Genomic DNA, 4851 nt, shown 5'->3' on the forward strand with positions numbered 1-4851 from the left:
CAACTGCCAGAAGCGCTCGCATCCCTGACTCAGTTGCAACAGCTTTACCTCGACAACAACCAACTGAGCCAACTGCCAGAGGCGCTCGCATCCCTGACTCAGTTGCAACAGCTTTACCTCGACAATAACCCTCTTAACCCTGATCTTGCAGCCGCTTATAAACAAGGCACAAAAACTGTTTTGCAATACCTGCGGGCACAGGCAGAAGAACAAATAACTCTGAATGAAGCCAAACTGATCCTAGTTGGCGAGGGTGAGGTGGGCAAGAGTTGTCTGTTGGGTGCATTGCGAGGAGATAAATGGGTAGATGGTCGCCCTACTACTCACGGGATTGAAATTAAGGCTGTAATCGTAACCAACCCCGACATTGGCATAGAAATCACGTTGAATGGTTGGGATTTTGGCGGTCAACGGGTTTATCGACCAACGCACCAGTTGTTTTTCAGTGCGCCAGCCGTGTATCTGGTTATCTGGAAGCCACGGGAAGGCCCCCAGCAGGGCTTTGTCAAAGAGTGGATTACGCTGATCAAAAATCGAGAACCAGATGCAAAGGTATTGGTCGTCGCAACTCACGGCGGCCCTGGACAGCGACAACCAGATATTGACAGACAAGAAATTCTCGATCAATTCGGCAAAGATACCGTAATTGATTTCTTCCATATAGACAGCAAACCCAAGGACGATACGATGGATTGTACTGGGCTTGCAGAATTAAAAAATGCTATTGCTCGTGTCGCTGCATCTCTTCCCGAAATGGGGCGTTCCGTTCCCGCAAAGTGGCAACGAGTGCGGGAAACCTTACAGACAAGTGACAAAGTCTATCTCCCCTACAATGATGTCATTGCCATCTGCGCTAAAGAGGGAATCGATGAGGAGCAAGCAGAACTGTTCCTTCGCATCTCCCATATATTAGGGCATTTCATCCATTACCATTACGACCCAACACTACGCGATATCGTCATCCTTAAACCCGATTGGTTGGCAAAAGCGATCAGCTTTGTGCTAGATGATGAAACGACACGCAAACGCAACGGTTTGGTCGAATTTCAGCATCTCAGTCAGTTGTGGAGCCATCCGCCATTTGCAGGCGAAGAAGGCTACCCCTCAAAGTTGCATCCAATTTTTCTGCGGCTGATGGAACGCTTTGATCTATCTTACAAAGTGGTATTCGATCGGTCAGAAACTAGTAATACCAGCCTAATTGCTCAACTCGTTCCCGACACACGCCCGGAGCCATTGCCCAATTGGGGAGAGCAACCGGAAGCCGGAGATAGACAACAGGTGCAAATCTGCCGCATTGTGGACAGTCGCGGACAGTTTGCAGTAGCAGAAGGATTATTTTATCAATTGATTGTCCGGTTGCACAAATACTCACTGGGGCGGACTAATTACGAAAACAGCATTCACTGGCAACGCGGCTTAATGCTTGACAATGATTACAACGGTCGAGCATTACTGGAGTATGTTGGCACTGATGTAAAAATCACAGTGCGGGCAGCTTATCCTGAAAGGTTTCTGTCATATCTCACGGAAGAGATTAAATGGCTAGTCGAGAATTTCTGGGAAGGATTGCGTTGTAATGTGATGGTTCCGTGCATTGCACCTTGCAGTATGAATGCGCCTGGAAACGGACTGTTTGAGGTACAAAAATTAATTGAAAGCAAAAAGAAAAATCGCCATGAGTTCCCGTGTCCCATTTCTGGGTGTGGCGAATGGCAAAACATAGACCGACTACTGAATAACGCGCCGACTGCTCAACCCCTATCCCAAGAAATTGACATTGAGCAGTTCCGATACATTGTAAAAGACGAGTTAAACGTCATCCGCCAAGATTTGGTTATGTACGATCGCCTAGATCAAGCACGTTTTCAGGTATTATCTCAGAAGCAACGCACCATTCTAAGCCAGGGCGATCAGCAGTTTGCAACACTCATGCAGATGCTCACTGATGAAGCCAAAGACGGGCCGCGCCTGTTCAGTTTTAAGCCCGTAGATCCGAAATTTTTTGATAGCCGCAAATGGCTCAGAGCCAAGTTTCAACTCACTCTCTGGTGCGAACACGCTCGTCTACCACTTCCAGCCTTAAATCCCGACGACCAGACTAAAGGAGTCTATGAATTAGAGTTGCCCCGCGAGTGGTTCACCAAAGCAGCCCCCTTTCTCAAACTATTGACAACAACTCTTAGCCTAGTCTTACCTGTCGCAGCTTCCGCAACCAAGTTGATGCTTGATGACACAGCATACAAAGGCATTGAAGAACAAATCGATCTAGGACAGAAAACTACCGAGTCTTTCTTGAAAGGAAGCGATATCGCTTTGGCTGGAAAGTCTAAGAGTGAATCTTCTTTGTTGGAAGGCGATGCAATCCGCGCCCAAGGCTCGATTTTGCGAGAATTACACGCCCTTCTGAAAGGAAAAGATCCTAGTTTCGGTGGTTTAGTGCGCGTGCAAAACAAACGCCGTGAATTTCTCTGGGTTCATCCTCAATTTGTAGATGAATATTAATTGACAACGGATATTAGAGCTATTTCGTAATTTCTCATGATTATACAGGAAACAGAGTAATGTTGAAGGTTTTTGCTGACCGTGGTGGTACATTCACAGATATTGTTGCTGTTACTAATAATCAAGCAATTATCGATAGAGTTTCAAAACATCCCGAACGTTTTTTAATTGTCCCTCTGCCTAATCAGCAATGGATTATAGTCTACAAACTCCTTTCAGAAAATCCCGAACAATATCAAGATGCTGCTATCCAAGGTATTCGAGATATCATGAGTATTGCTAGCAACGAACCCATTCCTGCTGAAGCCATAGAAGTGGTAAAAATGGGGACAACAGTAGCAACAAATGCGCTGTTAGAAAGAAAGGGAGACAGGGTTGTTCTTCTAATCACCAAAGGGTTTAAAGATGCGCTGCGAATTGGCTATCAAAACCGTCCTAACATCTTTGCCCGCCAGATAATTTTACCAACGATGCTTTACGAACAGGTGATTGAGATAGATGAACGTTATGATGCTAACGGAAATGAATTAATATCTATAAATATTGAACAAGTCAAAAGTGACTTACAAGCAATTTACCACACAGGAATTCAAAGTTGTGCTATTGTTTTTATGCACAGCGATCGCTATCCTAAACACGAACAACAAATAGCCCAGATTGCCCAAGAAATCGGCTTTACCCAAATATCTGTATCCCATCAAGTTAGTCCCTTAATGAAGTTGGTTAGCCGAGGAGATACAACAGTAGTCGATGCTTATCTAACTCCTATTCTGCACCGCTATGTTAATCAAGTAGCGAATCAGTTACCCAGCGTCAAATTAATGTTTATGAAATCTGATGGCGGTTTAGTTGCAGCCGAGCAATTTCAAGGAAAAGATAGTATTTTAAGCGGCCCGGCTGGCGGTATTGTTGGCGCAGTTCAAACTAGTAAAAGAGCAGGTTTTGAGTTAGTTATTACCTTTGACATGGGAGGGACAAGTACAGATGTTGCCCACTTTAAAGGAGAGTATGAACGACAACTAGATTCGGAAATTGCTGGGGCGCGGATGCTAGTTCCGGTATTAGCAATTAATACTATTGCTGCTGGCGGTGGTTCAGTTCTCTTTTTTGATGGTTCTAGTTATCGTGTCGGCCCTAAATCTGCTGGTTCAAATCCTGGCCCTGCTTGTTATCGGCGTGGCGGGCCATTAGCGGTTACTGATGCCAATGTAATGTTAGGTAAAATTCACCCGCAATATTTTCCCTCAGTTTTTGGCATTGATGGTAATTTACCTTTAGATAAAGATATTGTTATTCAAAAATTTACCCAATTAACCCAAGACATTCAAGCCGCTACATTAAATGATTGTACTCCCGAACAAGTAGCCGCAGGATTTATAGCGATCGCAGTGGAAAATATGGCAAACGCAATTAAAAAAATCAGCTTGCAGCGAGGTTATGATGTCACCAAATACGTGCTGTGTTGTTTTGGTGGTGCAGGTGGACAAGTTGCTTGCTTAATTGCCGATACTTTGGGAATGGAAAAAATATTTCTACATCCTTATGCAGGAGTTCTCTCTGCTTACGGAATAGGATTAGCTGATGTACGAGCAATCAGAGAAGGAGGAGTTGAACAATCTTTAACTCAAGCATTAATTCCTCAATTACAGCAGTTAATGGAATATTTAGAAACTCAAGCTAGAAGTGAAATAGATGAAATACCCATTCAAGTAGAAGTAATCCGAAAAGCTAACTTAAAATACAAGGGTACTAACTCTATCTTGACTGTTAATTTTGCCGATGATGTGGTAGTGATGCAACAAGAATTTGAGAATGAACATAAATTACGCTATGGTTTCATTCAATTAAATAAAAACTTAATTGTCGAATCTGCTTCAGTGGAAGTAATTCAAAAAATGGATACTCCCGAAGAACCTTTAATTATTCGTACCCGTTCTTTAGATGAAGCCCCCGTATCTGTTGAGACAGTCAAGATGTTTACTGCTGATAGATGGTATAATACTCCTGTTTATCGACGGGAAGATTTACAACCAGAAGATAGTATTAATGGGCCTGCAATTATTATCGAAAAAATTAGCACAATTGTAGTAGAACCTAATTGGCAAGCGAGATTAACTGAACGCAATCATTTAACTTTGCAACGTCTGAGATAGGGATTTCTGATTTAATTTCATGAACCGAAAATATTAACTTTCAGAAAATATTCGGAGATTTTCAATGTTAAATTTATCTTTTCTTCCTTCGGAAATTTGCTAGCTTTGTCTAGATGGAAAATTAAATACACCTGACTTATACCAATTGAATATGAAGCTGCATATAATAGAGGAAAGCAAACTCGGTAAGTTG

At 42.9% G+C, this 4851-nt stretch carries 2 protein-coding genes; both read left to right on the forward strand.

What is annotated here, in order from left to right:
* Positions 1-2505 (forward strand): COR domain-containing protein (locus tag RM368_RS02815; protein WP_322692632.1); only part of this gene is annotated, 2505 nt, incomplete at its 5' end.
* A gap of 59 nt (positions 2506-2564) precedes the next feature.
* On the forward strand, positions 2565-4658 hold the full coding sequence (locus RM368_RS02820; protein WP_322692633.1) for a hydantoinase/oxoprolinase family protein: 2094 nt from the start codon (positions 2565-2567) through the stop codon (positions 4656-4658).
* The last annotated feature ends 193 nt before the right edge of the window (positions 4659-4851 follow it).

It is taken from the genome of Nostoc sp. DedSLP03 (genome assembly GCF_034530815.1).
Classification (GTDB): Bacteria; Cyanobacteriota; Cyanobacteriia; order Cyanobacteriales; family Nostocaceae; genus Nostoc.

Coding starts and splice junctions, on each gene's coding strand:
- RM368_RS02820 (WP_322692633.1), top strand. CDS start 2,565: ATGTTGAAGGTTTTTGCTGACCGTGGTGGTACATTCACAGATATTGTT.